Below are 22279 nucleotides of genomic sequence, written 5' to 3'. Positions count from 1 at the left end.
CGGAGCCCTTTACAGCATGCAGGAAACGCAGCCCTCGACCTCGGTGCCTTCGAGAGCCATCTGACGCAGACGGATGTAGTACAGCGTCTTGATACCCTTACGCCACGCGTAGATCTGCGCCTTGTTGATGTCGCGAGTGGTTGCGGTGTCCTTGAAAAACAGCGTCAGCGACAGGCCCTGGTCGACGTGTTGCGTTGCGGCAGCATAGGTGTCGACGATCTTCTCGTACCCGATTTCGTAGGCATCCTGGTAGTACTCCAGGTTGTCGTTGGTCAGGTAGGGCGCCGGGTAGTAGACGCGGCCGATCTTGCCTTCCTTGCGGATCTCGATCTTCGACGCCACCGGGTGGATGGAGCTGGTGGAGTAGTTGATGTACGAGATCGAGCCGGTCGGCGGGACGGCCTGAAGGTTCTGGTTGTAGATACCGTGCTTCTGAACCGAAGCCTTCAGCTCACGCCAGTCGTCCTGGGTGGGGATGTGCAGCTTCGCATCGGCGAAGAGTCCGCGAACCTTGTCGGTTGCCGGCTCCCAGGCCTGGTCGGTGTACTTGTCGAAGAATTCACCCGAGGCGTACTTCGACTCCGGGAAACCCTTGAAGTACGAGCCGCGCTCGATGGCGATCTTGTTCGACGCACGCAGTGCGTGGAAGAGCACGGTGTAGAAGTAGATGTTCGTGAAGTCGATGCCTTCTTCGCTGCCGTAGAAGATCCGCTCACGAGCGAGGTATCCGTGCAGGTTCATCTGACCGAGGCCGATGGCGTGAGAGTCGTTGTTGCCCTGCTCGATCGACGGCACCGAGTAGATGTGCGTCTGGTCGGACACCGCCGTCAATCCGCGGATCGACACTTCGATGGTCTTGGCGAAGTCGGGCGAGTCCATGGTCTTCGCGATGTTCAGCGAACCCAGGTTGCAGGAGATGTCCTTGCCGACCTTCGAGTAGGACAGGTCGTCGTTGAACAGTGAAGGCGTCGAAACCTGCAGGATCTCCGAGCACAGGTTCGAGTGCGTGATCTTGCCTTCGATCGGGTTCGCCCGGTTCACCGTGTCCTCGAACATGATGTAGGGGTAGCCCGATTCGAACTGCAATTCGGCGACGGTCTGGAAGAACTCGCGAGCTTTGATCTTGGACTTGCGAATTCGCTTGTCGTCGACCATCTCGTAGTACTTCTCGGAGACGTTGATGTCGGAGAACGGAACTCCGTAGATGCGCTCGACGTCGTACGGCGAGAACAGGTACATGTCCTCGTTCTTCTTCGCCAGTTCGAACGTGATGTCCGGGATCACGACGCCGAGTGAGAGCGTCTTGATACGGATCTTCTCGTCGGCGTTCTCACGCTTGGTGTCGAGGAACCGGTAGATGTCGGGGTGGTGCGCATGCAGGTACACAGCACCGGCGCCCTGACGCGCACCCAACTGGTTGGCGTAGGAGAACGAGTCCTCGAGAAGCTTCATGATCGGGATGACACCCGAACTCTGGTTCTCGATCTTCTTGATCGGGGCGCCGTGCTCACGAACGTTGGTGAGCAGCAAGGCAACTCCGCCACCGCGCTTGGACAGCTGCAGTGCCGAGTTGATGGAGCGACCGATGGACTCCATGTTGTCTTCGATACGAAGCAGGAAGCAGGACACGGGCTCACCGCGCTGCTTCTTGCCCGAGTTCAGGAACGTCGGGGTGGCGGGCTGGAAGCGTCCGGCGATGATCTCGTCGACGAGTTCGACGGCCAGGTCTTCGTTGCCTGCGGCCAGGGTGAGCGCAACCATGCAGACACGATCTTCGAAACGCTCGAGGTAGCGCTTACCGTCGAAGGTCTTGAGCGTGTAGGAGGTGTAGTACTTGAATGCACCCAGGAACGTCGGGAAGCGGAACTTCTTGGCGTACGCGTGATCGATCAGGAACTTCACGAAAGTACGTGAGTACTGATCGAGAACCTCGGGCTCGTAATAGTTTTCCTCGACGAGGTAGTCCAGCTTCTCGTCGAGGTTGTGGAAGAACACGGTGTTCTGGTTGACGTGCTGCAAGAAGTACTGACGGGCTGCAGCGACATCCATCTCGAACTGGATCTCACCGTTGGCGCCGTACAGGTTGAGCATGGCGTTGAGTGCGTGGTAGTCGAGACCGTTGGTGGAATCGCCGCCGCGCGCATCACGCTCTACGCTTCCTGCCGCGATCGTGTCAGTGATGGTTGGCGCCACTGCCCGTGCTCCTTCTCTGTTTCGAGATGATTCCAGAACTCCCCCAAGCCTTCTCGTACCCGGTCGACGTCCTCGGCAGTGCCCATGAGTTCGAACCGGTACAGAAAAGGAACGTGGCATTTCTGGGAAATGATGTTTCCTGCATAGCAAAAGGACTCACCGAAATTGGTGTTTCCCGCCGCGATCACTGCTCTGATCAACGACCTGTTGTGTGGATTGTTCAAAAAACGAATGACCGGCTTCGGTACATAACTGGTGTCGCGCCCTGTCACGGTGACCCCGCCACCATAGGTGGGCAGAATCAGCACATAGGGCTCGTCTACACGAAATGAGCCGTCACGGTCATGGATAGGTATACGTGTCGCAGGCAGGCCGAGACGTTGAACGAATCGGTGGGTGTTCTCCGACACGCTGGAAAAATAGACCAGCGAAGTCATCGGTTGTCACCATTTTCTTGTACGGTGCCCGGAACTACTCAGATGTGTCGGCGGAGGTGTCCACCGCCGACACTGCGGCGCTTCAAGCAGCGACGGTCAGGGTCTTGATGCGATCGGGACGGAAGCCCGACCAGTGATCTTCACCGGCAACCACGATGGGTGCCTGGAGGTACCCGAGAGCCATGACGTAGTCGCGGGCTTCGGCATCCTCGGTGATGTCGATGACGTTGTATTCGAGACCGGCCTTGTCCAGGGCGCGGTAGGTGGCATTGCACTGAACGCAAGCGGGCTTGGTGTAGACGGTGATGCTCATGAGAGTCCCTCTTTCGCTTAGCCAACAAAGGCCGATGTAGTGATGTTCAGCACCGATACGACCGATTGCCGGAGTCTCGCTCGAGGCGTTCCGCGTTGTGGTCTCTCAGTGCTCAAGACACTACACCTAGTGGCCGACAGAAACACATAACGCGAGATGTTGTGAGTCACATCGTTGGAATTCCCAGGTCGCCCCAGTTCAGCGCCTTCATTTCCCGGCGCGTCGGCGTGTCGCGCGTCACAGTTTCTTTTTGTGCTCGCCAGCCTCTCGGAGCCGCGCCACGGACCTACCATGAGCGTCGTGGAAACACCCCCGAAGGACGAGGCTCCACGCCACGAGGCAACCGTGACGAGAACACAGCAGGTGACACCGTTGATGCGCAGAATCACCTTCGGTGGGGAGGGCCTGAGCGACTTCGAGACGAGCGGGAGCCCCGACGAACGGGTGCTCGTCAGATTCCCCCTCGATCCCCCTCACGCCCGTAGTTACACCGTCCGGCGCTGGCAGCCGTCGAAGAACGAACTGGAGATCGACTTCGTTCTCCACGGCCACGGCGGCGCGGCACTCTGGGCCGCGACTGCGCAACCGGGCGAGACCGTTCACCTCTCGACGGCGAGCGGGTGGTTCACGCCGCCGGCAGGTTGCGACTGGCTGCTGATGGTCGCCGATCACGCCGCTCTGCCCGCGATCGGGCGAATTCTCGAAGAAGCACCCGACGGTCTACCGATCCACGTCATCGCGCAGGTACCCGCGCCGAGCGAACAGCAGACGTTCACGACGCGCGCCGACGCTCACTACCGATGGATCGAGGAATCGGACTCGCTGCTCGCCGAATTGGCCGGCGCTGCCCTACCTCCCGGCGAGGGCTACATCTGGTGTGCAGTCGAGGCCGCGACCGCCAGACGCATCCGCGCCCATCTGCGTCGAACATGGGAAATCCCGGCACCCCGCATGCACGTGATGGGTTACTGGCGGGAGGACAAGGAGAACTGGGAGCGTCGGTACGCCGTCGTCGCCGACCGTATCGACGCCGCGATGGGCGAAGCGATGATGGCCGGCAAGGATTTCGAAGCGGTTCGCGACGCCGTCGACGACGCGATGGAACGCGAAGGGCTTTAGCGCATATGGGCGTGACTCGCATACGAGTGAGGGCCATACCTTCCGGCATGGCCCTCACTCGTGAAACGGATTACGCGTTGACGAGCTGCTTGCCGGCGTCGACGAGGTCGGAGACGACCTTGGAGACCTGAGCGAGCACCTCTGCGTTCTCACGCGGGTGCAGCTCACCGAACAGTGCGCCGGTTCCACCGATGCTCAGTGCGGTGTCCTCGACGACCTTGCCGCCGGCGATGCGGACTGCCTTGGTGGTGTCTTCGTGTGCCCACTTGGCGCCGTTGCCACTGGGCGAAGCGCTGATGACTGCGACAGCCTTGTCCTTGACTGCACCGACACCGTACGGACGCGAGATCCAGTCGATGGCGTTCTTCAGAACTGCGGGGATGGTGCCGTTGTATTCGGGGGTGACGAGCAGGAACGCGTCAGCGTCGCTCGCAGCGGCGCGCAGTGCGTCGACAGCGGGAATGGAAGCACCCTCGACGTCGATGTCTTCGTTGTAGAAGGGGACGTCGGCGAGGCCTTCGAAGACCGTCAGCGTTGCACCCTCGGGCGCGGCGGACACAGCCGTCTCGGCAAGCTGGCGGTTGACGGATCCGGCGCGCAGGCTGCCGACGAGAACGAGAACATTGGTCTGTGACATAGCGAGTTTCCTTCGAGAGTGGTGCGGTTGGTGGCTCCGGTTGAAAGTTATATCAACTAAACGGACCGCGGTCCACTTACATTCCCCGGCCCTGTAACCTGATCCCGTGAGCGCAATCCCCCTCCCCCAGATCGGCGCCGCGCCGGTCGAGCGCGGTGACGCAGCACGTAACCGCGTACTTCTGCTCGACGCCGCAGCCCTCCTCGTTGCCGAGCGAGGTGTCGACGCGGTGACGATGGACGCTGTCGCGTGCCGGGCCGGTGTGGGCAAGGGCACAGTTTTTCGGCGCTTCGGCAATCGATCGGGACTGATGCAGGCACTGCTCGATCACACCGAGCGAGAACTGCAACAGGCATTCATGTTCGGCCCCCCACCGTTGGGTCCGGGCGCGCCGCCGATCGAGCGCCTCATCGCGTTCGGACGAGCCCGGATTGCCATGGTGGAAGTACAGGGCGAAGTCCTCCGAGCGGCGGAAAACGCTCCTGAATACCGCTTCGGCGGTCCGGCCCGGGCTCTCGGCATCGCTCACGTCATCGGGCTTCTTCGAGGAGCCGGCGTCGAGGGCGACCTCGATCTGCTCGCTTCAGCACTGTTGGCACCACTCGAAGCGTCGCTCGTCCTTCATCAGGTGCGCGATCTCGGGATGACCACCGAGCGTCTGGCCGCCGGCTGGGAAGACCTTGCCCGGCGCGTTACTCGATGTTGACTCCCCCGATCCGTCCCACCACTTAATGTGAGCCCATGCGCATCGCTGCAGCCGTCATCGGCCTCCTGACCATCGCCGCGGTAAGCGGTTGCTCCGCTTCGTCCGACACCCCCGAAGACAAGACGGATCCCTCCGGTCGTGTGTTCATCTCGACCTCCGTGGATGGAACACAAATTCCCGGCGGCGGCCCGCTGACTCTCGACTTCAGCCAGGCCGGTCGAGTGTCCGCGAGCGCCGGATGCAACACGGCAAACGGTTCGGTCGAGTTCACCGACGGCACGCTGACCACCGGCACCATGGCGTCGACCATGATGGGCTGCCCTCCCGGCATCGCCGAATCCGACTCCTGGACAACAACATTGCTGACCGCTGCGCCGGCGTGGAGCCTCGACGGCGACACCCTCGTCCTGACATCGAAGGACGACACAGTCACCCTGCAGGACAAGAAAATCGTCACGCCGGATCGACCGCTGCAGGGCACGACGTGGACTGTCACGTCCCTCATCAGTCCCGATGCGATCAGTACGAGCCTGGCTCTGGAGACGTCAGCTCCCGAACTGACGATTGCCGCAGACGGTTCGGTCAGCGGGAGCACCGGATGCAATCGCATGACCGGAAGCGCCCAGACGTCCGACACCACAGTCACGTTCACGCCGATGGCAACCACGCGTATGGCTTGCCCCGAGGAGAACATGGACATCGAGCGCCAGATCCTGGCGGTGCTCGACGGCGAAGTGAGCTACACCGTCGACGCCGACACGCTGACCCTGCGCAAGCCCGACGACACCGGATTGATACTGACTGCGCAGGCTTGACCAGACGCTGCAGGCTCGATCAGACGTTGTCGAGCAGCCAGCGCCCCAACTCGCGGGCGCTGGCATCGATCATCGCGGGCCAGTCCAAGGCCGAGTCGTCCGCGTGATCGCTGACGTGTTTGACGAGTCGGCAGGTAGCACCCGCAGCCTGCGCGGCGAATGCGATGGCAAACCCCTCCATGTCGACCAGATCGGCTCGCTGCGCAAGGGCGTCCCGGGTTGCAGCGTCGGCGATGAATGCGTCGCCGGTCGCCAACACCGAGTCGTCACCGCCGGCGAGCACCAAACGGTCCGCGACGTCGTGCCCCAGCGCTCGGATCGCGGTGCTGCTGATGTCGTGATTGATGACGACGCCGGGAACATAGAGGCCGCCGTGGTGCGCGTGCAGCGCACCGGCTGTCCCGATGTTGACGACCAGCGGCAGATCATCCCGCTCGTACCGCGCGAGAGCAGAGGCGACTGCTGTTGCAGCACTGACCTTTCCAATCCCCGTGATCAGCAGTTCGTATCCTTGCGGCACGTATGCCGCTTCCGACTTCGTCGCACTGACCACCAGAACGTTGTTCGCACTCATGTGCGCGACCGTACCGCCCCGGATACGGTGGCACTGCACGCGCCTGCTCACATCGCTAGAGTCCATTCATGGCCACACTGCGTGAAAGCATCATCGAAGAACTCGGCACAAAGCCGACAATCGACGCCGCAGCGGAGGTTCGCGCGCGAGTCCAGTTCCTGAAGGACTACGTGCGCTCGACCCCCGCCAAAGGGTTCGTTCTGGGAATCAGCGGCGGTCAGGACAGCACGCTCGCCGGAGCCCTCGCCCAACGCGCGGTCACGGAACTTCGTGAAGAAGGCCACGAGGCCGAGTTCGTCGCCGTTCGACTCCCCTATGGCGCTCAGGCTGACGAATCCGACGCTCAGATCGCGCTCGGCTTCATCAAGCCGGACCGCTCTCTCACGGTCAACGTCAAGCCTGGCGCCGACGCGACGGCCCGTGAGGCCTCCGAGGCGTTGGGGAACGGCGAACTACGCGACTTCGTCCGCGGCAACATCAAGGCGCGCGAACGAATGGTCATCCAGTATGCGATTGCCGGTCAGCTCGGCTACCTCGTGATCGGTACCGACCACGCCGCAGAAGCGATTACCGGCTTCTTCACGAAATTCGGTGACGGCGGTGTCGACATCACGCCGCTCACCGGCTTGAGCAAACGCCAGGGCGCTGCATTGCTGCAGGAATTGGGCGCACCCGAGAGCACGTGGCGCAAGGTGCCGACCGCCGACCTCGAGGACGACCGACCCGCGCTACCCGACGAAGTTGCCCTCGGCGTCACGTACTCACAGATAGACGACTACCTCGAAGGAAAGGACGTTTCCTCCGAGGTAGCCGAGAAGCTCGAAAAGATGTTCACCAACACTCGTCACAAGCGCACGGTGCCGGTCACACCCCTCGATGACTGGTGGAAGTAACTCCTACCAGAGCTCTTACCAGCGACTAGCTACCGAACAGGCTGCCGAAGACGTCGCCCAGCGAACCCGTTCCCGAAGCCGGATCCTTCTACGCGAAGTTGGTGGTGCATCCGTTGAACTGCACTGCATCGACCAGCGTCGACGTGGCGGCGGAACCGGTGCCCACACTGACGCCGTAGTGGTCGACTACCGCGTTCGGGTTCGCGGCGACGATGTCAGCCAAAGGCACTGACACGCGGTCCTTGGCGCCGTCGATGTTCTGAGTGCTCCACCACACGCCCTTCTGGAGATCCGCGTGAACGCCGCCGTCAGCCGTCGGCGTGGCGTCGGGTCCCGGGACCCACACCAGGGTGGTGAATCCGTTCTCGAACTTTCCGCCGGTCGTTCCGGTGAGGCGGAGCTGGAACGCCGCAGTCGGCGTGGCGGCGCGCTCGGCAAAGCCGATCGCCTTGCCGACTGCGTCGGACAGCTTGATACCGCCGGCCGAATGGTAGGAAACCGAACGATCGCCGGTACCGTCGACGGCCAGCTTCAGTGAACCGTCCTTGTCGAGAACGTTGTCGGCCGAGTACGACGCGGTCTGATCCTTCTCGTCGGTGAACGGGATGCCCCAACCGTTCGGCGTCGCTTCGGTGGACAGGGTCGAGCACGAGGCTTCCGGCGCAGAAGAGCCGAGAGAACCGGTGGACGGAAGCGCAGTAGCAATTGCCGGAGCGGTGAGTGCAGCTGCCCCGAGGAGTGCTACGACGACTCCGACACGGCGCGTGGAATTAATCGACATTGAAATACCTTTCACATATCCCGAGTGGAATTGCGCCAAAATTAACACATGTCGACAATTACCAACAGCGAAGGTATTTCTTTTGTCATCCAAACAGATGACAATTCACCTTGGCAATTCGAAGTGAATTCGCTCCCCTAAAAGTAGGAGAAACTAAACAAAACGACCAATGCTGGACAATTGACCAACAATGGAGAAAACGGAGATAGATGCCACTTGAGCTGGAGTGATCAAGATATAAATATTTGGACCGGCAAACCGAAAAAGGACAATACGTCGGCAGCCCACAAATAGCTACGCCGGCAATTCTCGGACTAGCCTCCAGCGAAAGGCGGAAGAATATCGACAGCGCTACCGGAGGCTCGAGAGACGTCGCGGGTCAACTCGTCACCGACGAGGAAAGCCGAGACCGACAGCACTCGCTCCATCTCCGGTCCGTATCGCCCGACCAGCACCGCCACCAACTCGGCAAGTGTGTTGTCAGGCGAGATGGCGACTACCTCGCTACGGCAACCGGATACATCCGCTGCAGCAGCAAAGTAACGAACCGAGATCGAATGCGGATCAGCCACCAATCGCTCCCATACTTCTTTCCGGCGGAACGAAGTCCGCGGCGTCGATGCCGTGCCCTGCCCATTTGTTCCACATCGCACCGCGCCACAAATCCGCAAGTTCGTCGTCACTTGCTCCCGATCTGAGCGCCGCGCGCAGGTCAACTTCACGGTCACTGAACAAACATGACCGAATTGTTCCCTCTGCTGTCATTCGCGTCCGATCGCAATCACTGCAGAACGAGCGCGTCACCGAAGCGATGATCCCCACCGTCATTTCAGTTCCGTTGACACGCCATTCTTCAGCAGGAGCCGACGGGTCTTCGCGACCGATTGCGGCCAATTCGAAACGGTCACTCAATACCGACAGTAATTCAGCCGCAGTCACCATGTTCTCGCGCGCCCATGCATGGTCTGCATCGAGAGGCATTTGCTCGATAAAGCGCAATTCGACGCCGGCTTCGAGGCACCACTGCAAAAGATCCGCCGCGCCGTGGAGCGTTTCACGCATCAGCACCGCATTGATCTTCAGTGGCGCGAGCCCGGCCGCAGCTGCCGCTCGAATTCCCGCGAGAACGGACGGCAACCTGTCTCGACGCGTCAATTCAGCGAAATGGGCGCGATCAACCGAATCCAGGGAAACATTGATGCGAGTCAAACCAGCTGCAGCCAACTTCGCCGCACGATGTTCGAGCCCAACGGCGTTGGTAGTCATGGAAAGTGGAATTCCTGGCACGCGCGCGGCGCACCCCCCGATGATCTTTTCGAGGTCACTACGCATCAGCGGTTCGCCGCCGGTGAATCTCACCTCGCGAATACCGACTCGTTCGACGCCGATTCCGACTACTCGAATGATCTCGTCGGCACTCAGAAGATCTTCCGCAGCGATGGCCGGCAAGCCTTCCTCCGGCATGCAATACGTGCAACGAAGTGAACACTTCTCGGTGATCGAGACTCGCAGATCTCTGGCAACACGCCCGAACCTGTCGACCAGGAGATCCGTCTCGGGACGACCGGCGAGGGAGGCAGCGTCGAACCGCACGGTGGGAATTCCCATCGAGACCACTGTCATCACTTCACCAACTTCCGTATTGCTCCAGTATGACCGAAAGCCGTACTCCGTGTGTCGGACGGACCACACCGCCTAGGATCAAAACATGTCGAGGTTGTCGAGGTTACTGTCATGAGCGCGCGTTCGGTCGAGGAACACGCGTCGCACATCTCCGGATTGCTCACCGGCCTGCACACCCTCTCTCCGACGGCAGTTCCGACGGCAGAAGCGTTGGGGCGCATAACTTGCTCGGATATCGCATCGCCGGTAGACCTGCCACTCTTCCGCAACTCGCAGATGGACGGGTATGCCGTCGATGCTGCTTCTGTGGCCTCGGTTCCGACCACACTGACGGTTCGAGGCGTGATCGCCGCTGGAAGCGGAAAACCACCGAAACACCTTCCAGGATCGGCATTTCGCATCATGACCGGTGCTCCGCTCCCCGAGGGTGCCGACGCCGTTGTTCCGGTCGAGGACACAACGGGTGTCACCGAGCACGTCGTCACGATCGAACGGGGCAGGTCGGTAGGCGAATTCGTACGCGAACGTGGCAGCGACATCACCGCCGGAATGCTACTGGTCACGGCCGGAACGCACTTGGAACCTCGCCATATCGCCGCGCTGAGTGCTGTGGGCTTGGCCTCGCTCGACACCTACACGAAGCCACGGGTCGCGATAATTACGACGGGCGCCGAACTGAAAAGTGCCGGAACAACTCTCGAACCCGGTGAGATCTACGATTCCAACGGTCCAGCTTTGGCAACATTGGCCGAAGCCAACGGCGCCGATGTCGTATCCGTCGCCCGAAGCAGCGACGACCCCGCCGAGTTCCGCGAATTGCTCTCGTACGCAACCTCGGTCGCTGATCTGGTGTTCACCTCCGGCGGAGTGTCCATGGGCGACTTCGAGGTGGTGAAGGAAACTCTCACGCCTCTGGGAGCACACTTCGGCCACGTCGCAATGCAGCCGGGCGGTCCGCAAGGCACTGCAGTGGTGAACGAAGTGCCGGTACTGAGCTTCCCGGGCAACCCGGTGAGCACGATGGTCTCCTTCGAGGTCTTCGCACGGGGCGAACTGCGCCGGGCCGCGGGCCTGCCCGAGATCCCGCGCGAGCGACTCCCGTTGACTGCACCGCTGCGTTCGGTGGACGGCAAGCGGCAGTTCCTGCGGGCACGCAGAACTGCGGACGGAATCGAACTCGTTGCCGGACCCGGATCGCACCTTGTTGCAGCCATGGCGTGGGCCGACGTCCTGATCGACATCCCCGCCGCCGTGACCGAGCTCGGCGCGGGCGATCTCGTCGACGTCGTCCCGCTCTCGACTTCCTCGATCTGATTCACTCGATCTGATTCAAAGGACACTGATGACCGAATTGACACACGTCGACAGCGAGGGCCGAGCGCGCATGGTCGACGTCAGCGCCAAGGCCGAGACGACGCGTATCGCCGTCGCCGCCGGCGAACTCGTCACGACCGCCGAGGTAGTTCGCCTCGTCCGCGCCGACGGCATGCCCAAGGCTGATGTCCTCACCACCGCGCGCATCGCCGGAATCGCCGGTGCGAAGAAGACCTCCGAACTGATCCCGCTGTGTCATCAACTCGCGCTCTCGTCGGTCAAGGTGGAATTCGGGTTCACCGAAACATCGATCACCGTCGAGGCGACGGCGAAGACTCGCGGACAGACCGGCGTCGAGATGGAAGCACTCACCGCCGTCGCGGTAGCCGGCCTGACCTTGCACGACATGGTCAAAGCGGTGGACCCCGGAGCTACCATGAACGGCGTTCGTCTGCTCACCAAAGACGGTGGTAAGCGCGGACATTGGACCCGCGACACTCAGAACGCACAGACAGCTCCGGCGCACACCTTCACCTCGGCACGGTCCGCGACCGTCCTCGTGGCTTCCACCGGCGGTGCGAACGGCACCAGACCCGACACCACCGGACCCACGATCGCGACCTGGCTACGTGAACGGGACTTCGAGGTACGTGGACCGCTTGTGTACGCCGACGCAGACATCGCGGCGGGCATCGCTGACGCCAAGGAGGGCTCCCCGTCACTCGTCATCAGTACCGGCGGCACCGGGGCTTCCCCCACGGACGCCACCCCGGAAGCTACCCGGGCAGTCTTGACCCGTGAGTTGCCCGGCGTCGCAGAAGCGATCCGGACCAAGGGCCTCGAGAAGACACCGCACGCGTCGCTGAGCCGTGGTGTGGCAGGTCTCACAGGTACGACGGTCATCGTCAATCTTCCGGGTTCTCCCGGTGGAGTAAAGGACGGTCTCGCCGTCCTCGAACCCATCATCGATCACCTGCTCGCGCAGGTCGCAGGCGGAGGAGCGCACGATGAGTGAGCTATTGGCTCGGATCTCCGAGCAACCGATTCACGCAGACACCGTCGACGCCGCCGTTGCCGGTCCGAAGAACGGCGCTGTTGTGGTGTTCACGGGAACGGTGCGCAATCACGATGGAGGTCAAGCGGTTTCGGCGTTGGAGTACCAAGCGCATCCGGATGCCGAACGCTTCCTCGAGACGTGCTGCCAAGAGGTTGCGGCCTCGACCGGCCTGCCGGTTGCCGCGATCCATCGCGTCGGTCACCTCGAGATCGGCGACCTCGCACTGGTCGCCGCCGTCGCCGCGCCGCATCGAGCGGAGGCGTTTGCCGCGTGCGCCGAACTGGTGGAGCGCATCAAGCACGAGGTACCGATCTGGAAGCGGCAACACTTCGCGAACGGCGTCTCCGAATGGGTCGGGTTGTAGGTCGAACGCTCCGGGAAGGTAGAGTTGCGATCACTAGGTGCCTGAAATCGGGCATCCAGCGTCGTAGAACGCAAATTTTCTTGCTGAGTGCTCAATGCACCCGCTCTTCTTACGGCGAAGAAGCCTGCCGACCGGCAGCGCCGCCACCACTGTGCTTGATTGTTCGACCGGTTAATTCCCGTGTCGGCATCCGGGCACGAACACGTGCCCGAAAGGCTCTGAACACACTTGTCTGACATCTCTACGCCCGCTACCACCTTCGCAGCCCTCGGTGTGCGCGCACCGCTGGTGAAAGCTCTCGAAGACGGCGGAATCACTTCTCCGTTCCCGATCCAGATCGACACCCTCCCCGACACTCTCTCGGGGCGCGACGTACTGGGCCGCGGAAAGACCGGAAGCGGCAAGACCCTCGCGTTCTCCATCCCCATGGTCTCCCGCCTCGCCGGCGAACTGTCCGGAGGAAAGCGTCGTCCGGGTCGACCGCTCGGCCTGGTGCTCGCACCGACGCGTGAGCTCGCCACCCAGATCACCGCAACCCTCGAACCGTTGGCCGCCGCATACGACTTGCGCGTGACCACGATCTTCGGTGGTGTCTCGCAGCACCGCCAGGTTCAGGCTCTCAAGGCCGGAGTCGACATCGTCGTCGCCTGCCCCGGTCGCCTCGAAGACCTCATGAAGCAGAAGTTCGTCAGTCTCGACGCCGTCGAGATCACCGTGCTCGACGAGGCCGACCACATGGCCGACCTCGGCTTCCTGCCCGTCGTCACCCGCATCCTCTCGTCCACCCCGCAGGACGGGCAGCGTCTACTGTTCTCGGCAACGCTGGACAACGGCGTCGACAAGCTCGTCAAGCGTTTCCTCAAGAACGAGGTCATGCATTCGGTCGACGAGGCCAACTCCCCCGTCGCCGCAATGACGCACCACGTGTTCGACGTCGACGGCGTCGAAGCCAAGAAGGCTCTGGTCGAGAAGCTCGCTTCCGGTACCGGTCGTCGCATCCTGTTCATGCGCACCAAGCACCAGGCTCGCAAGTTGGCTCGCCAGCTCACCGAGTCGGGCATCCCGTCCGTTGACCTTCACGGCAACCTCTCGCAGGCTGCTCGCGACCGTAACCTGGCGGCATTCTCCGCCGGTGAAGCGCGCGTCCTCGTCGCCACCGACGTCGCAGCGCGTGGCGTCCACGTCGACGACGTCGAGTTGGTCGTCCACGTCGATCCGCCGGCCGAGCACAAGGCTTACCTGCACCGCAGTGGTCGCACCGCTCGCGCAGGCAGCGCCGGCGACGTGGTCACCGTGGTTCTGCCCGAGCAGCGTAAGGATCTTGCGATCCTCATGCGCAAGGCAGCCATCAAGGTGACCCCGGTCCGTTCGACTGCCAACTCCGAGCACGTCGTCAAGTTGGTCGGCGACATCGCACCGCACGTCACGCCGGCTCCGAAGGCTCCTGCCCAGCCCAACGGTGGACGCGGACAGCGTCCCGCCGGCCAGGGTGGACGCGGCGGCGCAGCACGTTCGGGTCAGGCTCGCTCCGGACAGGGCGGTCAGTCACGCGGTGCTCGCACCGGCGGAGCTGCCCGTCAGGAACATGCCGGTGGTGGCGCTCGCCGTCCCCGCACCGGCGGCGGCGCTCGCACCGCAGGCTCCACCGGTGGCCGTCCCGCACGCTAGGCCCCCGGTACAACTCAATAGGTTTCGTAGTGGACAGCGTCGGCCAGTGGCCGGCGCTGTCGCCATCCGAAGCGTTCGAGATCCGGAACCTGTTGAAACTCGGTCACCTTCCCGACGCACAGCCACGCAATGGGGCGAACGGGTGACGGAATGCCCATGAGTTCGGTGAGGTACTTCTCGTCGTAGAACGAAACCCAGCCGATGCCGATCTCCTCGGCTACCGCGGCGAGCCACAAATTCTGAATTGCCAGTACCGCCGAGAACAGCCCGGTGTCGTCGACGGTATGACGGCCGAGGATGTTCGGGCCACCGCGCGACGGGTCGTAAGTGACGACGATGCCGGTACCGCTCTCGGCGATTCCCTCGATCTTGATGGGGTCGAACGTCGAGCGGCGATCCTCGGGCAAGGACTGCGCGAATTTCACCCGGGCATCGGCGACGTGTACCGCGAAGGTGTCGAGCGTCTCCGGATTACGAACGACGACAAAATCCCACGGTTGCGTGTTTCCCACGCTCGGCGCGCGATGGGCGGCGTCGAGAATGCGCATCAGAGTTTCGTCGGGGACGATCTCTCCCGAGAACTCGGCGCGAACGTCTCGGCGTCGCCGAATCGCTTCGTACACGGATACAGCTGATTCACTCACGCCCCGACGGTATAGCGGTGCAATCCCAGCATGGCGTCGGGGTGCGGTTCGACCGTTTCTTCGCGCATGCAGGCGCGGAGCGCGCTGCCGACCGCCCCCGAATCCATCCCGGTGCCGATCACGACCAGTTGCGTGGTTCGAGGTTCGCCCGACTTCCATCGCAGCGGTGTGATCCGGACATGATCACCCACCGATTGGATCTCGAATTTTCCTGTGTAGCCCGGAATCTCGAAGTTCACGAAGCCCTTGATGCGGTAAACACCCGACGGCTGATTCTCGAGAAAGTGCGTCAAGGCCCTGGCATCGAGAGGCGTCTCCGATGCGAAATCAACCGATTCGTAGCGGTGGTGCAGGTGATCGTGGTGACACGAGCCGTCCTCGTGATCGTCGTCGTGCCCGTCGCGCAGGAGCTCGTCGAGGCTCAGTTGATCGCCCGGAGCCGGAGGGGTCACCTCGCCGGTATCGAACAACAGAGCGGGGTCTATCCGCGAGTGCGAGGTTTCCACCATCGGCGCTCGCGGATTCAACTTACGAATTTCGGCCGTGAATCGCTCGCGTTCGGCGACCGGAACGCTGTCGATCTTGTTGACTACCACCAGGTCTGCCAGGCGGACATGTTGATCGAGCTCGGGATGTTCGCGGCGAACGGTGGAGAAATTGGCTCCGTCGACCAGGACCACCAGGCCGCCGTAGACGACAGACGGGTTCTCACTTCCGAGGACGAGTCGAATCATGTTCCGCGGCTCGGCAAGCCCGCTGGCCTCGATGACGATCACGTCGATCCCGGACTGCCGGTGCGCCAACTTGTTCAGCATCTCGTCCATGTCCGAGACGTCGACAGCGCAGCACAAACAGCCGTTGCTGAGAGAGACCATCGAATCGACCTGACCGGCGACCATCATCGAGTCGATGTTGACGGATCCGAAGTCGTTGACGATCACGCCGATGCGTACACCGTCGTTGTTACGCAGAAGATGGTTGAGCAGCGTCGTCTTGCCCGAACCGAGAAAGCCTGCGACGACTATTACGGGAATCTGCTTCTTCGCCACCACACAACCTTCCGAAACCACACGTACCGATCAGTGATCGTAGTGGAGTGTGGCTCCGGAAGGTTCACGCTGACAGCAGACTCACACCGTGCAGAGCGGACGGATGTCCGACGTGCCCTCGGTGGTCGGTGACGTCAGGATCGTGCATGCGTTGTATCCACGGGATTCGGCGACCCGGCGGATCTCACTCCAGCCTGCCGCGTCGATGACCGCCGACCGTGAGAGCACGAACCCGGAAAGCCTGAGCGGATCGCCCACCAGTGCCCACGAATAGTCGTCGGCAATGTAGGTGACGATGTAGTTGGGTGGGCCGTCCAAACTTTCCTGTGAGGGCACCCCGGGGAAGCTCACATGCAACTGGGCACCCGTTGCTGGATCGGTAACTCGGGCATTCCCGACGATCTCGTTGGCTTGACCGGTCCACGTCGTACACGTGTTCTTCACGCTCACGTTCGTGGAATCGACAATCCCGTAACTCGCCCGGGTGTCCTTCGCGCACGCGAGGTTGAAGGGCTGAGGAATCGCCGCCACCTGGTTCCATTCCCCTACGTAGCGCGCGACGTCTAGGTTCGCCACCGGCTGCAAGGGTTCCCAGAGTGGGCTCGCCTGCGCGGTTCCCGAAAACATCGTCGCTGCGGCGCACACTCCCGCAATCGCAATCGCACTTCGCCCCGACCACTTCATGTCACTGCTCCTCGTCTGTACAACGCTCGATCGGCATTGGTTCCTCAAGGCATTCGGAGCTGACGGACTGGAGGATGGGGCGGTATGTAAAACTACTTTTGGTTTGTTATGGACCTACTTCACAAACCTTATGTAGTCTTTGCTAAAAGATAGCTGAAAGTCGGACGGAGCTACTGTGATGAAGGTTGTCGACTTAGGTCTAGAACGCACTCGCTATGCAGTCATCGACGAGACGATCGAGTCGAGGTGGCGCCGAGTCACCTCTATGCAGCACGACGCCGTTGCCGTCGTGACTCCGCGCGACCGGATCACTTTCGCCGAACTCGAACTCCGGACCGACGCATTGGTCCGCGAACTTCGCCTACGTGGGTCACACGGGGCACGCCCGGTTGCGGTCGATCTCGAACCAACGGCCGAGTCGGTGCCCGCCATCCTCGCCACTCTGATTTCCGGTCGGCCCTTGGTCATGATCGACCCACAACTCCCCGAGGCCCGCCGAGCGCACATCATGAGCACCTCGGGCGCCGTCGCGCTGCAGTCGATACTCGACGAGTCTGCTGCGACAGGCTTCAGATTCGACAGCGCGTTGGAACCATCGAGTTCCGACCCTGCCATGATCGCGTTCACGTCAGGCACCAGCGGGGCACCCAAGGGAGTCGTGTTGAGCCACTCCATGTGCCTGAACAAGGCCGACGAACTCGCCGCAGCAATCGACCTGCGACCCGACGATCACATCGGGAACCTGTTGCCCGTCAGTTTCGGAGCCGGAATCACGGCCCTGATCATGGGCCTGATGAACGGAGTCACGGTCTTCTGCTGGGATCCACGTATCGACGGCGTCTCGGGAATCGACGACTGGCTGATCGAGAATTCGATCACGACCACGCACTGTGCGCCGTCCTTTCTGCGGGCGTGGTCGGATCTCGATTGCGATGCAGCAAATGATGATTCGATCGGTTCCCTACGCGTCGTCGTAACGTACGGGGAAGCAGTTCACGGCGAGGACTACGCGCGCCATCGCAGTCACGGCTTCGCTCGCGTCACGTACGTCAACTGGCTGGCCACCACCGAGACCGGTGTCGTCGCGTACAACGCGTTCCCACCACATTCCGAACTACCCGTCGGAGTGGTACCGGCCGGACGTGCTCGCGACGGCAAGGACGTACAGATCGTCGATGTGAACGGCGTGCCTCTCCCCGACGGAGAGATCGGAGAGATTCAGGTTGTCTCCAGTGATCTTGCCGACGGATACCACGGCGACCCGGATCGAACTGCGACACGATTCACGCGCCTGGGCGACGGAGTGAGCATCTACCGGACCGGTGACCGGGGCCGCATCGACGAACGCGGAGAACTGCAACTGCGGGGACGCGTCGACGACGCCGTCAAGATTCGGGGCTACCTGGTGGAGCCGATGGAAGTCGAGGCGCATATTCGTCGAATTCCAGGCGTCGCCGATGTTTTCGTGGCCGTCGTCCTCGAGAACGATCGACCGGAGATCGTCGCCTACGTGGTCCTGACCAAAGCCGTGATGGCACGGTCGGGCGCCGAGATGCGGCGCGAATTGGCAACATATCTGCCGGCCTGGATGCTCCCCCGACATTTTGTTCTGATGCCGGCGTTGCCCCGCAACGAAAGAGGAAAGGTCGATCGAACAGCGCTGCCCTCCGTCGAGGTGCGGTCCACTCCACCGACTCTCGCCGGGCCCGCCGAATTGTGGTTGTCCTCGATCTGGGAGTCGATTCTCGGTATCGACTCCATCGACCGTGAGGACGACTTCTTCGAACTCGGCGGCGATTCGCTTGCTTCAACCGAAGTGGTGGCAAAGATTCACGACATGTTCCGGATCCGGATCACGGCGGCGGAGTTCGCGGCCGCCAGTACCGTCAAAGACCTTGCAGCGCTGGTGGATCGGCGCAGAATCGATCCCGATGATCGCGTCTGTCACAACACGATGGTGCCACTGAAGCTCGAAGGCTCCGGGCGACCGCTGTTCATCATGAACGGAGCGGGGTGCCCATCGACGACGCTGTCCGCCTTGTCGAAAGCGCTTCACACCGATCGGCCGGTTTACGCACTTCAGCCACATGGCTTCGAATCTCGCGGACTACCCGACCGGTCGGTGAAAGCAAGCGCCCGCCGTTTCATTTTCGAAATCAAGAAGATTCAGCCCACCGGGCCATACCTCCTCGCCGGATACTCGTACGGCGGCTACGTGGCGCTGGAAATGGCGACACAGCTGTCCGAGTCAGGTGACACTGTCGAACACGTCACCGTTCTCGACACCAGAATCTCCACCGAGGCTGCCGCACGACTGGCTGGTCGAGCGGGCATCACTTTGGATCCGTCGATCGTCGACCTTGCACCACAACCATCCACCAATGCCCGCTGGAAGCCGACCAGACGCACCGTCGCGGCCATGTGGATCCGCACGCTGTTCGCCGGCCTTCTGCAGTACCCGCCGGCCACCCAGTGGACCGTGTTCCTCTACATAGGAGGCCAGGCGCTCCGGAAGCATCGGATACGAGCATGCGCCGCGCCCGTCACCGTGATCCGTGGGGCCACCAACAACCGTGGACGCGAGATCTGGTCACTCATTGCCACGGGCTCACTGGATTTCGACGACGTCGACGCGTGCCACGAAGACGTCGTCCGCCAACCGTACGTCCGCAAGACTGCGGCGATCATCGATCGAGTCTGTGATCGAGCGTGACCAGCGCTCCTCATGTCCAGCTGTAGAAGAAAGAGCGGCGCGGAGTGAGGGCCCAGTCGGTCGTCGACGAACACACTCGTTCCTTGACGAACGCACCCGCCCTGCCTGCGACGAACATGCCCGTTGCGTTGTCGACACGAGTGGTCCGCTGGAACACACCTCGCCGCCTTCCGAGACTGATGCACCGGCCTGCGAACTTCGGAGCCACCGGGCGCGGCGCGGAACCTTCGAGTCGATGCAGGATCGTCTCGGCCGCATGGACTCCCAAGGGAATCGCAGCCTGACAACTCATCCTCAGTAAAAGATCACCGACTGCGACCGCATCACCCGCACCGACGATGTTGGGGTGGGACGAGCATTCGAGTCGGTCGTCGACCTTCAGACGACCGAGACCGTCGACGGGAAGGCCACTTCGGCGCGCCAGATCGGGGACCCCGAATTCTGTCGCGAGAATCGTGCAATCTGCCTCCACCCGTGCGCCTCCCGCAAGCTCGCAGGACGAACCGTCGATCCGCGTCACCCGGGATTCGGTGACGATGTCGACCCCAAGATCGGTCAATGTTCTGAGAATTGCAGATCGCGCACGCTCTGACAGATCCGGGGCCACGATTCCTCCGGTCACCAAAGTGATTCGGCTGCTTCGCTGCTCAGCCAATTCTGCGGCAGTCTCGATTCCGGTGAGACCGCCGCCGACAACGCAGACCGTAGCCTTCCCGTCGAGTGTCGCCAGTCTGGATTCGAGGCGAACCGCGTCCTCGAATTCGGAGACGCTGAACCCGTGCTCCGCCGCCGCGGCAATAGTGCTGGGTAACTGCCTACTTCCGACTGCGTAGACCAAGTAGTCGTAGTCGAGCACGCTGCCGTCGTCGAGGGTGAGCCTGCCGAGCGCCGCCTCGATCGTCGTCACCTCTCCGAAGACTCGGTGTGCCGCACGCGGTAGCGCCCTGTCGAACGAGACCGTCGCGTCGTAGCCAGCCGCAATCATCTGATGGAGCCGCTTCGCTGCCATGGCGCCCGCATATCCTGCACCGATCACCACCACGTGTGCGCGCACGATTCCCCATTCCGCCGCTGGTCTCCGTACCGAGATGCACGGGCCGATCAGGCCTCACAGCGGACAGTAATGCGCACGAAAACAACAAATGCTCTGCACCGTTTGGTGCAGAGCATTTGTCTTGGGTGGAGCTAAGGGGACTCGAACCCCTGACCCCCACACTGCCAGTGTGGTGCGCTACCAGCTGCGCCATAGCCCCGTATTCAGTTCGCTCTAACAGTCGAACTCGCAGCGGCTGTTCTGCTTTCCGCTTGCTGGAAGAAAGTTACACCACTTGACTCCTGGGCAACAAATCGCCTGGTCAGAGCGAAGCGGCCGCTCCTCGTCGGAGCGGCCGCTTCAGCTCAGGAGGAGAGCTTGGAAACCCAGTCGCTGCTGCCCGTGTCAACGATCTTGCCGTTCGCCACTACCGTGGGCGTCCCGTTCGACCCGACATCCTTGAGCGCCTGGCTGGCGGCTGCGGCATTGGCCGCGGCGGCTTCGACGTTGGTACCGGAAGAGATGCAGGTTGCCACGTCCTCGGATGCGCCCGCATCACGAGCGATCTGGGCGAGGTCGTCGTTGGTGTGGTCGCTGCTGCCGCCCTCGGCCGGCTGCGTGTCGGTCGCGAAAAGCTTGTTATGGAATGCGGAGTACGCAATCGCGTCACCACCCTGAGCGACGCAGAGCAGAGCGGCGCCGGCCCGTGTGGAGTAGTCACCGCTGCCCGAGGCCCGGTTGAGGAAGTTCAGCATGTGGTACCGCACGGCGACGTCACCGTTGTCGACGGCGGCCGCGAGAGCCTGGCCACTGAGGTGTTCGAGAGCAGCACAGGCCGGGCACAGCGGATCCTCGAAGAGATCAATGGTTGTCGCGGCGGAGGGCTTGCCGAGCAGCACCACTCCGTTGTCCTGCACCGTGACGGCAACTTCGGAACTCTGCACGGAGCCGTAACCGTCGTTCTGGGGCTTGTTCTTGCTGTTCGTCCACAAGACACCGCCGATGACGAGGGCCGCGATCACGAGCACCGCGAGGCCACCGATGATGTAGGTGGAGCGGCTCGAGACCGGTTCCGGAGAGTATTTGTTCTTGCTGCTCTTGGTGCTCACGCTGATGCAGTCCTTCGTGCGTCGAAACGATTTACCGATTGCTTACCTTGCCACTGAAGACTGAGTATCCACTGAGAACGCAACGCGTGATCCGGGCCCCAACGCGAGTGGCGAACGCGGGAACACGAGCAGCCAGACGGCAAGTGCCAAGAAGCCCAGGTCGCGGAGAATCTCCTTCGAATAGTCCCAAGCGCCGACGTCGGCTGCACCTCCGCCGCCGAAACATCCGCAGTCGATGGACAATCCCCTGGCCCACACCGAAATGATCACCGCAATGAGAACCGTGAGGATGACCACCGAGACTGCAGCGGATGCTCGCACCGCCAACCCGACGAGGATCAGCAGGCCCAGGACTATTTCGACCAGGGGAAGAGCCGTCGCCACCGGACCCACCAGTGACTCGGGCAATAGTTGATAGGCGCGCACCGCGATCTTCGTCTGAACGGGATCAAAGAACTTGAGTCCCCCGGAAATCAGCCAGACGGCCGCCAAACCCAATCGGGCCACAAGACTCACGATGCGAATTGCCACCCGATCGAGAGTACAGAATGCC

Annotated in this window: 22 protein-coding genes, 1 tRNA gene and 1 pseudogene; 9 read left to right on the top strand and 15 right to left on the bottom strand. The window is 62.1% G+C overall.

What is annotated here, in order from left to right; translation table 11 throughout:
* Positions 1-9 precede the first annotated feature (9 nt).
* The 3 genes from nrdE to nrdH form a co-directional block, all read right to left on the bottom strand.
* Positions 10-2091: a class 1b ribonucleoside-diphosphate reductase subunit alpha gene (gene nrdE, locus ASU23_RS20195; RefSeq protein ID WP_007736057.1), complete on the bottom strand. Its 2082-nt coding sequence runs from the start codon at positions 2089-2091 to the stop codon at positions 10-12.
* A 59-nt stretch (positions 2092-2150) separates the two neighbouring features.
* A complete protein-coding gene (nrdI, locus tag ASU23_RS33510) occupies positions 2151-2630 on the bottom strand; it encodes a class Ib ribonucleoside-diphosphate reductase assembly flavoprotein NrdI (protein WP_003944767.1) in 480 nt (159 codons plus the stop codon).
* 82 nt (positions 2631-2712) lie between these two features.
* The gene (gene nrdH, locus ASU23_RS20190; protein WP_003944717.1) at positions 2713-2943 is read right to left on the bottom strand and encodes a glutaredoxin-like protein NrdH; all 231 of its coding nucleotides are present in this window, start codon (positions 2941-2943) and stop codon (positions 2713-2715) included.
* A 291-nt stretch (positions 2944-3234) separates the two neighbouring features.
* Between nrdH and ASU23_RS20185 the strand changes: the two genes are divergently transcribed.
* On the top strand, positions 3235-4062 hold the full coding sequence (locus tag ASU23_RS20185) for a siderophore-interacting protein (RefSeq protein WP_058038595.1): 828 nt from the start codon (positions 3235-3237) through the stop codon (positions 4060-4062).
* Positions 4063-4132: 70 nt separating this feature from the next.
* Here the strand turns inward: ASU23_RS20185 and ASU23_RS20180 are convergent, their stop codons facing one another.
* On the bottom strand, positions 4133-4699 hold the full coding sequence (locus tag ASU23_RS20180; protein WP_003944689.1) for an NAD(P)H-dependent oxidoreductase: 567 nt from the start codon (positions 4697-4699) through the stop codon (positions 4133-4135).
* A 106-nt stretch (positions 4700-4805) separates the two neighbouring features.
* On the opposite strand from ASU23_RS20180, the gene ASU23_RS20175 reads away from it, so the two are divergent.
* The gene (locus ASU23_RS20175) at positions 4806-5405 is read left to right on the top strand and encodes a TetR/AcrR family transcriptional regulator (RefSeq protein ID WP_003944690.1); all 600 of its coding nucleotides are present in this window, start codon (positions 4806-4808) and stop codon (positions 5403-5405) included.
* A gap of 35 nt (positions 5406-5440) precedes the next feature.
* A complete protein-coding gene (locus ASU23_RS20170; protein WP_058038594.1) occupies positions 5441-6220 on the top strand; it encodes an META domain-containing protein in 780 nt (259 codons plus the stop codon).
* Between the two features lie 19 nt (positions 6221-6239).
* Here ASU23_RS20170 and ASU23_RS20165 read toward each other — a convergent pair whose 3' ends face one another.
* A complete protein-coding gene (locus tag ASU23_RS20165; RefSeq protein ID WP_003944766.1) occupies positions 6240-6794 on the bottom strand; it encodes a nucleosidase in 555 nt (184 codons plus the stop codon).
* A gap of 68 nt (positions 6795-6862) precedes the next feature.
* Here ASU23_RS20165 and nadE point away from each other — a divergent pair, with 68 nt between their 5' ends.
* Positions 6863-7687, top strand: a complete 825-nt coding sequence (gene nadE, locus ASU23_RS20160) for an ammonia-dependent NAD(+) synthetase (RefSeq protein WP_003944695.1) — start codon at positions 6863-6865, stop codon at positions 7685-7687.
* A 25-nt stretch (positions 7688-7712) separates the two neighbouring features.
* Here the strand turns inward: nadE and ASU23_RS20155 are convergent.
* The 3 genes and pseudogenes from ASU23_RS20155 to moaA form a co-directional block, all read right to left on the bottom strand.
* A pseudogene (locus ASU23_RS20155) lies at positions 7713-8468 on the bottom strand (hypothetical protein).
* Between the two features lie 314 nt (positions 8469-8782).
* The gene (locus ASU23_RS20150) at positions 8783-9040 is read right to left on the bottom strand and encodes a MoaD/ThiS family protein (protein WP_003944706.1); all 258 of its coding nucleotides are present in this window, start codon (positions 9038-9040) and stop codon (positions 8783-8785) included.
* Complete coding sequence (gene moaA, locus ASU23_RS20145; protein WP_058038593.1) at positions 9033-10091, bottom strand: GTP 3',8-cyclase MoaA; 1059 nt, start codon at positions 10089-10091, stop codon at positions 9033-9035. Before moaA ends, ASU23_RS20150 begins: the two co-directional genes overlap by 8 nt.
* A gap of 111 nt (positions 10092-10202) precedes the next feature.
* On the opposite strand from moaA, the gene glp reads away from it, so the two are divergent.
* The 4 genes from glp (at position 10203) to ASU23_RS20125 (ending at position 14494) form a co-directional block, all read left to right on the top strand.
* A complete protein-coding gene (gene glp, locus ASU23_RS20140) occupies positions 10203-11405 on the top strand; it encodes a gephyrin-like molybdotransferase Glp (protein ID WP_003944714.1) in 1203 nt (400 codons plus the stop codon).
* A 28-nt stretch (positions 11406-11433) separates the two neighbouring features.
* Positions 11434-12420, top strand: coding sequence for a bifunctional molybdenum cofactor biosynthesis protein MoaC/MoaB (gene moaCB / locus ASU23_RS20135; RefSeq protein WP_047271627.1), 987 nt, complete (start codon positions 11434-11436; stop codon positions 12418-12420).
* A complete protein-coding gene (locus ASU23_RS20130; protein ID WP_003944730.1) occupies positions 12413-12826 on the top strand; it encodes a molybdenum cofactor biosynthesis protein MoaE in 414 nt (137 codons plus the stop codon). Before moaCB ends, ASU23_RS20130 begins: the two co-directional genes overlap by 8 nt.
* 228 nt (positions 12827-13054) lie before the next feature.
* Positions 13055-14494 (top strand): DEAD/DEAH box helicase, encoded by a 1440-nt coding sequence (locus ASU23_RS20125; protein ID WP_042450056.1) that lies wholly within the window; start codon positions 13055-13057, stop codon positions 14492-14494.
* Positions 14495-14508: 14 nt separating this feature from the next.
* On the opposite strand, the gene bluB is transcribed toward ASU23_RS20125, so the two are convergent.
* The 3 genes from bluB to ASU23_RS20110 form a co-directional block, all read right to left on the bottom strand.
* On the bottom strand, positions 14509-15138 hold the full coding sequence (gene bluB, locus ASU23_RS20120; RefSeq protein ID WP_058038592.1) for a 5,6-dimethylbenzimidazole synthase: 630 nt from the start codon (positions 15136-15138) through the stop codon (positions 14509-14511).
* Complete coding sequence (locus tag ASU23_RS20115; protein ID WP_058038591.1) at positions 15135-16187, bottom strand: GTP-binding protein; 1053 nt, start codon at positions 16185-16187, stop codon at positions 15135-15137. Before ASU23_RS20115 ends, bluB begins: the two co-directional genes overlap by 4 nt.
* 81 nt (positions 16188-16268) lie before the next feature.
* The gene (locus ASU23_RS20110) at positions 16269-16871 is read right to left on the bottom strand and encodes a lipocalin family protein (protein WP_058038590.1); all 603 of its coding nucleotides are present in this window, start codon (positions 16869-16871) and stop codon (positions 16269-16271) included.
* A gap of 178 nt (positions 16872-17049) precedes the next feature.
* On the opposite strand from ASU23_RS20110, the gene ASU23_RS20105 reads away from it, so the two are divergent.
* Positions 17050-19584 carry an alpha/beta fold hydrolase gene (locus tag ASU23_RS20105; protein ID WP_058038589.1) on the top strand — a complete coding sequence of 845 codons (2535 nt, stop codon included), beginning with the start codon at positions 17050-17052 and terminating at the stop codon, positions 19582-19584.
* Between the two features lie 10 nt (positions 19585-19594).
* On the opposite strand, the gene ASU23_RS20100 is transcribed toward ASU23_RS20105, so the two are convergent.
* The 4 genes from ASU23_RS20100 to ASU23_RS20085 form a co-directional block, all read right to left on the bottom strand.
* Entirely contained in the window at positions 19595-20638 is a 1044-nt protein-coding gene (locus tag ASU23_RS20100; RefSeq protein WP_253741415.1) for an NAD(P)/FAD-dependent oxidoreductase, read from the bottom strand.
* 126 nt (positions 20639-20764) lie between these two features.
* Positions 20765-20837 (bottom strand) — tRNA-Ala (locus tag ASU23_RS20095).
* Between the two features lie 145 nt (positions 20838-20982).
* Positions 20983-21726 (bottom strand): DsbA family protein, encoded by a 744-nt coding sequence (locus ASU23_RS20090; protein ID WP_007731305.1) that lies wholly within the window; start codon positions 21724-21726, stop codon positions 20983-20985.
* 42 nt (positions 21727-21768) lie between these two features.
* Positions 21769-22257, bottom strand: a complete 489-nt coding sequence (locus ASU23_RS20085) for a MauE/DoxX family redox-associated membrane protein (RefSeq protein WP_058038588.1) — start codon at positions 22255-22257, stop codon at positions 21769-21771.
* Between the last annotated feature and the right edge of the window lie 22 nt (positions 22258-22279).

Origin of the sequence: Rhodococcus sp. KB6, assembly GCF_001445685.1 — a bacterium.
GTDB lineage: Bacteria > Actinomycetota > Actinomycetes > Mycobacteriales > Mycobacteriaceae > Rhodococcus_F > Rhodococcus_F qingshengii.
Note: the sequence above shows the minus strand (reverse complement) of the source record. Positions and strands in the feature narration are given on the sequence as shown.

Bases quoted from the DNA above. Each gene is read 5' to 3' on its own strand.
- ASU23_RS20130 (WP_003944730.1), top strand. From the start codon at position 12,413: ATGAGTGAGCTATTGGCTCGGATCTCCGAGCAACCGATTCACGCAGAC.
- nrdH (WP_003944717.1), bottom strand. From the start codon at position 2,943: ATGAGCATCACCGTCTACACCAAGCCCGCTTGCGTTCAGTGCAATGCC.
- ASU23_RS20110 (WP_058038590.1), bottom strand. From the start codon at position 16,871: ATGAAGTGGTCGGGGCGAAGTGCGATTGCGATTGCGGGAGTGTGCGCC.
- nadE (WP_003944695.1), top strand. From the start codon at position 6,863: ATGGCCACACTGCGTGAAAGCATCATCGAAGAACTCGGCACAAAGCCG.
- glp (WP_003944714.1), top strand. From the start codon at position 10,203: ATGAGCGCGCGTTCGGTCGAGGAACACGCGTCGCACATCTCCGGATTG.
- ASU23_RS20185 (WP_058038595.1), top strand. From the start codon at position 3,235: ATGAGCGTCGTGGAAACACCCCCGAAGGACGAGGCTCCACGCCACGAG.
- ASU23_RS20170 (WP_058038594.1), top strand. From the start codon at position 5,441: ATGCGCATCGCTGCAGCCGTCATCGGCCTCCTGACCATCGCCGCGGTA.
- nrdI (WP_003944767.1), bottom strand. From the start codon at position 2,630: ATGACTTCGCTGGTCTATTTTTCCAGCGTGTCGGAGAACACCCACCGA.
- ASU23_RS20165 (WP_003944766.1), bottom strand. From the start codon at position 6,794: ATGAGTGCGAACAACGTTCTGGTGGTCAGTGCGACGAAGTCGGAAGCG.
- ASU23_RS20180 (WP_003944689.1), bottom strand. From the start codon at position 4,699: ATGTCACAGACCAATGTTCTCGTTCTCGTCGGCAGCCTGCGCGCCGGA.
- moaA (WP_058038593.1), bottom strand. From the start codon at position 10,091: ATGACAGTGGTCTCGATGGGAATTCCCACCGTGCGGTTCGACGCTGCC.
- nrdE (WP_007736057.1), bottom strand. From the start codon at position 2,091: ATGCTCAACCTGTACGGCGCCAACGGTGAGATCCAGTTCGAGATGGAT.
- moaCB (WP_047271627.1), top strand. From the start codon at position 11,434: ATGACCGAATTGACACACGTCGACAGCGAGGGCCGAGCGCGCATGGTC.
- ASU23_RS20105 (WP_058038589.1), top strand. From the start codon at position 17,050: ATGAAGGTTGTCGACTTAGGTCTAGAACGCACTCGCTATGCAGTCATC.